Source organism: Roseateles sp. P5_B10, from assembly GCF_056400485.1.
Genome location: NZ_JBFULE010000425.1, coordinates 1 through 4,529, shown reverse-complemented (window position 1 = coordinate 4,529; position 4,529 = coordinate 1). Strand labels below are relative to the sequence as shown.

The window sequence follows — 4,529 nt, the reverse complement described above, 5'->3', positions numbered from 1 at the left end:
GTTCTGCGCGCTCTTCTCGGCCATGCGGTCCAGCGCCGCGAGCTTGGCGACACCGAGTTTGTAGAGGCCGGGCAGGCTCAGCACGATGCCGGCGTCCACGAGTTGCTCGACCAGCTTGTCGCCCAGGCCTTCGATGTCCATCGCGCGGCGGCCGGCGAAGTGCAGCATGGCCTGCTTGCGCTGGGCCGGGCAGAACACGCCGCCCGAGCAGCGGTGGTCCATGCCGCCGCGCTCGCGCACGACCTCGCTTTTGCAGACGGGGCAGGCGCGCGGCATGTGGAAGTTGGGGACGTAGCTGGCGCGCTCGCCGGGCACGCGGCCGACGACCTCGGGAATCRCGTCGCCGGCGCGGCGGATGATGACCTTGTCGCCGACGCGCACGCCCTTGCGGCGCATCTCGAAGACGTTGTGCAGCGTGGCGTTGCTGACGGTCGTGCCACCGACGAACACCGGGTCCAGCCGCGCCACCGGCGTCAGCTTCCCTGTCCGACCCACCTGCACGTCGATGGCCAGCAGCGTCGTCACCTGCTCCTGGGCCGGGTATTTGTGGGCCACGGCCCAGCGCGGCTCGCGGGTCTTGAAGCCGAGCCTCTGCTGCAGCTCGCGGGAATTGACCTTGTAGACGACACCGTCAATGTCGAACGGCAGGTCGTCACGCGCAGCCGCCACGCGCTGATGGAATTCGACCAGGCCCGCCGTACCGGCTGCGACCGTGCGCAGCTTGTTGACGGGCACGCCGAAGTCGGCCAAGGCATCGAGCAGACCCGACTGCGTCGCCGGCAGCGCCCAGCCCTGCACGTCGCCGATGCCATAGGCGTAGAAGCTCAGCGGCTTGTCGCGGGCCTGGCGCGAGTCGAGCTGGCGGATGGCGCCGGCGGCCGTGTTGCGCGGGTTGACGAAAGTCTTGTCGCCCTTGGCGCGCTGGCGCTCGTTCAGCGCCTCGAAGGCGTCGCGTCGCATATAGACCTCGCCGCGCACCTCCAGCACCGGCGGGGCGTCACCTTTCAAGCGCAGCGGGATCTGGCCGATGGTGCGCACGTTGTGCGTGACGTCCTCGCCCGTCTCGCCGTCGCCGCGCGTGGCGGCCTGCACCAGCACGCCGGCTTCAAAGCGCAGGTTGATGGCCAGGCCGTCGAATTTCAGTTCGGCGTTGTAGTCGACCAGTGCGTCGCCCTCCTTCAGCCCCAACTCGCGGCGTACGCGGGCGTCAAAGGCGATGGCTCCGCCTTCGGTCGTGTCGGTCTCGGTCGTGATCGACAGCATGGGCACGACATGGCGCACCGGCGTCAGCCCCGGCAGCACGGCGCCGATGACGCGCTGGGTGGGCGAGTCCGCCGTCAGCAGCTCAGGATGGGCGGCCTCGAGGGCCTGCAGCTCGGCAAAGAGCTTGTCGTACTCGGCGTCCGGCAACTCGGGCGCATCGAGCACGTAGTACTGGTGGGCGTGATGGTTCAGCTGGGCGCGCAGATCGGCGGCGCGGGAGGCGGGGGCGGCGGTCATGGGGGCATTTTGTCGCGGTCGGACAATCCGTCGCATGAGCTCCCGTGTCGATTTCCTGCACGCCGGCCCCGCTGTCGGTTTCGACCAGCCCTTCGAGATGCTGGCCGCCTGCCACGAGCGCGTGCGCCGCAGCCTGGACCTGCTGCAGCGCCTGCATGCACATGTCCAGCAGCATGGCGTGGACGCCCAGGCGCGCGACGCTGCGGCCGATGTGCTGCGCTATTTCGACCGCGCCGGCCCGGCTCACCACGAAGACGAGGAGCGCCATGTGCTGCCGCGGCTGCGCAGGGCTGGCCTGACGGATCTGGCCGATCGACTGCACGCCGATCACGTCGAGATGGGGCGAATGTGGGCGCTGTTGCGCGAGCCTCTGCTCGCATGGACCGGCGGAAGAACCGCGCCTCTTGATGCCAACTTGTTACTTAACTACACAACTCACTATCAGGCCCATTTGGCAGCCGAAGACGATCAAGCATTCCCCATCGCCCAGTCCCATCTGGACAAAGCATCCCTCTCCAAGATTGGAGAAGAGATGGCATCGCGTCGGAAATCGCTCTGAGTCACCTCGCCGCCGCCGAATGTTCTAGGGATTTTGCTCGTTGATTGGTAGTTTTCCTACATTTAAATTACCGCCGTCTGTCTAGAGTCGCAGCACTTTCCTGAACGGGAAAGGCGGCCAGGGCAAGCAGTCGATTGGCCGAACCCAGCCGCCCCATGACGAGGGCGGCGGTCGACCACATGACGGAGACACACCCATGCCATCGCTGCTGCCCGCGAGCTTCCGACTCGCCCCTTCGCTCTCGTTCGCGCTCGCACTGAGCGCCGCCCTCGCCTCACCGGCCCACGCGCTGAACCCCAACTCGACATCGGTCCAGATGTTCGAGTGGTCATGGCCCGACATCGCCACCGAATGCACCCAATGGCTGGGCCCCAAGGGCTTTGGCGGCGTGCAGATCTCGCCGCCCGGCGCGTCCAAGAACGCCAATGGCTGGTGGGGCGTCTACCAGCCCGTCAACTACACCAACCTGACCAGCCGCATGGGCACGCCTGGGYAGCTGCAGACCATGATCAACACCTGCCACACGGCCGGTGTGCGGGTCTATGCGGACATCGTCGTCAACCAGATGGCCGACGGCAGCGGCACGGCCACCGACGGCTCGACCTGGAACGCGGGCACGCTGAGCTACCCGTTCTTCAGCGCCAGCGACTTCCACGCCAACTGCAACATCAACGACGGCGACTACAACTCGCCGTCGGGCCGCAGCAATGTGCAGAACTGCCGCCTGGGCGGCCTGCCGGACCTCGCCACCGAAAGCAGCTATGTGCAGGGCCAGATCGTCAACTACCTGAAGGCCCTGCTGGCCATGGGTGTGGATGGCTTTCGCATCGATGCGTCCAAGCACATGCCGGCCAGCGCCTGGACGTCGATCATGAACGCCGTGAAGGCCGCCTACCCGACGACGCTGCAGGGCGAGCCGATCTGGGTCACGCAGGAGATCATCAACGACGGCGAGGTGGACCGGCCGAGCTACTTCCCCGTAGGCACGCTCAACGAGTTCCAGTTCACGTCGGCCATGCGCGATGTCTTCCGCAACAACAACGGCCTGAACCTCGCGAGCATCCCGAGCGTCATGGGCACCTGGGGCAACTGGGGCGGCAGCTGGGGCTTCATCCAGCCGCAGAACGCGACCGTCTTCATCACCAACTGGGACACCGAGCGCAACGGCGGCTCGCTGAACATCAACAACAACGGCGGCGCCGATGCCGGTGGCCAGCGGTACACGCTGGCGCACGTCTTCATGCTCGCCCAGGGCTATGGCGAGGCCCAGCTCTATTCGGGCTTCAAGTTCACCGACACCGGTGCCGACCGCCCCAGCGCCAGCCCCTATAGCGGCGGCGCGCCACAGATCAACGTCGTCTGGGACTTCGCCCACCGCTGGACGCCGCTGGCGAACATGGTGGCCTTCCGCAATGCCAGCCTCGGCCAGGCGCAGCAGAACTGGATCGTCGGCAACAACGGCAACCAGATCGCCTTCAGCCGCGGCAATGTGGGCTTTGTCGCGCTGAACAACAGCGGCAGCGCCTGGACGCGCAGCTTCGCCACGGGCCTTCCCGCCGGCACCTACTGCAACGTCATCAACGGCACCAAGAACGCCGCCGGCACCGGCTGCACGGCCGACTCGGTGACGGTGGATGCCAGCGGCAACGCCAGCATCACRGTGCCGGCRAACAGCGGCAGCCCCACGCCGGCCGTGGCCCTCTACACGGGCCAGAAGACCAGCGGCGGCGGCGGCGGCAGCTGCGCCGTGACCTTCACGATCGCCAACGCCAACACGGTGATGGGCGAAAACCTGCGCGTCGTCGGCAATGTCAGCGGCCTCGGCGCCTGGGCGCCCGGCTCGGGCTTTGCACTGACCATCCAGGGCTCGGGTGCCAACGTACCGTGGAGCGGAACCGTCAGCCAGCCCGCCGGCACGGCGATTCAATACAAGTATGTGAAGTGGAACGGCTCGTCGGCCGTCTGGGAAAGCAATCAAGCCACCGGCAGCGGCAACCGCGAGTTCACGAGCTGCGCCAGCGGTTCGCAGGCTCGCAGCGACGGCAACTTCAAACCCTGACGGCAGGCGCTACCGCGGTGATCATGACCTGGTCGACCCGGTAGCTGTCCACGTCAACCACCTCGAAGCGCCAGCCTTCCCACTCGACGACATCGGTGCGCCGCGGAATGCGGCGCAGCATGACCATCAGGAAGCCGGCCAAGGTGTCGTAGGTGCCGGCATGCGGCCAGCCCTCGATGCCCAGCGACCGCTCGACATCCGGGATGGGCGTGATGCCATCGGCCAGGAAGGAACCGTCCTCGCGGCGCACGATCTGTTCCTCGTCGTGCGGCGCGACCAGGCTGCCCATCACCGTGTTCATCACGTCGTTCAGCGTGATGACGCCCACCACGCGGCTGTACTCGTTGACGACGACGGCGAAGTCCTCGTGCGCCTCGCGGAACTGGGTCAGCATCTCGGACAGCGTCAGCC

At 67.0% G+C, this 4,529-nt stretch carries 4 protein-coding genes; 2 read left to right on the top strand and 2 right to left on the bottom strand.

Annotation, left to right across the window (positions count from 1 at the left end):
* Window positions 1-1,500: NAD-dependent DNA ligase LigA (gene ligA / locus AC1DU6_RS20985; protein ID WP_477859334.1), on the bottom strand; the 1,500-nt coding region annotated here is incomplete at its 3' end.
* Window positions 1,501-1,597: 97 nt separating this feature from the next.
* Between ligA and AC1DU6_RS20980 the strand changes: the two genes are divergently transcribed.
* Window positions 1,598-2,059: a hemerythrin domain-containing protein gene (locus AC1DU6_RS20980; protein ID WP_477859332.1), complete on the top strand. Its 462-nt coding sequence runs from the start codon at window positions 1,598-1,600 to the stop codon at window positions 2,057-2,059.
* 196 nt (window positions 2,060-2,255) lie between these two features.
* The gene (locus AC1DU6_RS20975) at window positions 2,256-4,118 is read left to right on the top strand and encodes a carbohydrate-binding module family 20 domain-containing protein (protein WP_477859330.1); all 1,863 of its coding nucleotides are present in this window, start codon (window positions 2,256-2,258) and stop codon (window positions 4,116-4,118) included.
* Here the strand turns inward: AC1DU6_RS20975 and AC1DU6_RS20970 are convergent.
* Window positions 4,108-4,529, bottom strand: a 422-nt coding sequence (locus AC1DU6_RS20970) for a transporter associated domain-containing protein (RefSeq protein WP_477859328.1), incomplete at its 5' end; no start/stop codon positions are given. The two genes, AC1DU6_RS20975 and AC1DU6_RS20970, sit on opposite strands and share 11 nt — an antisense overlap.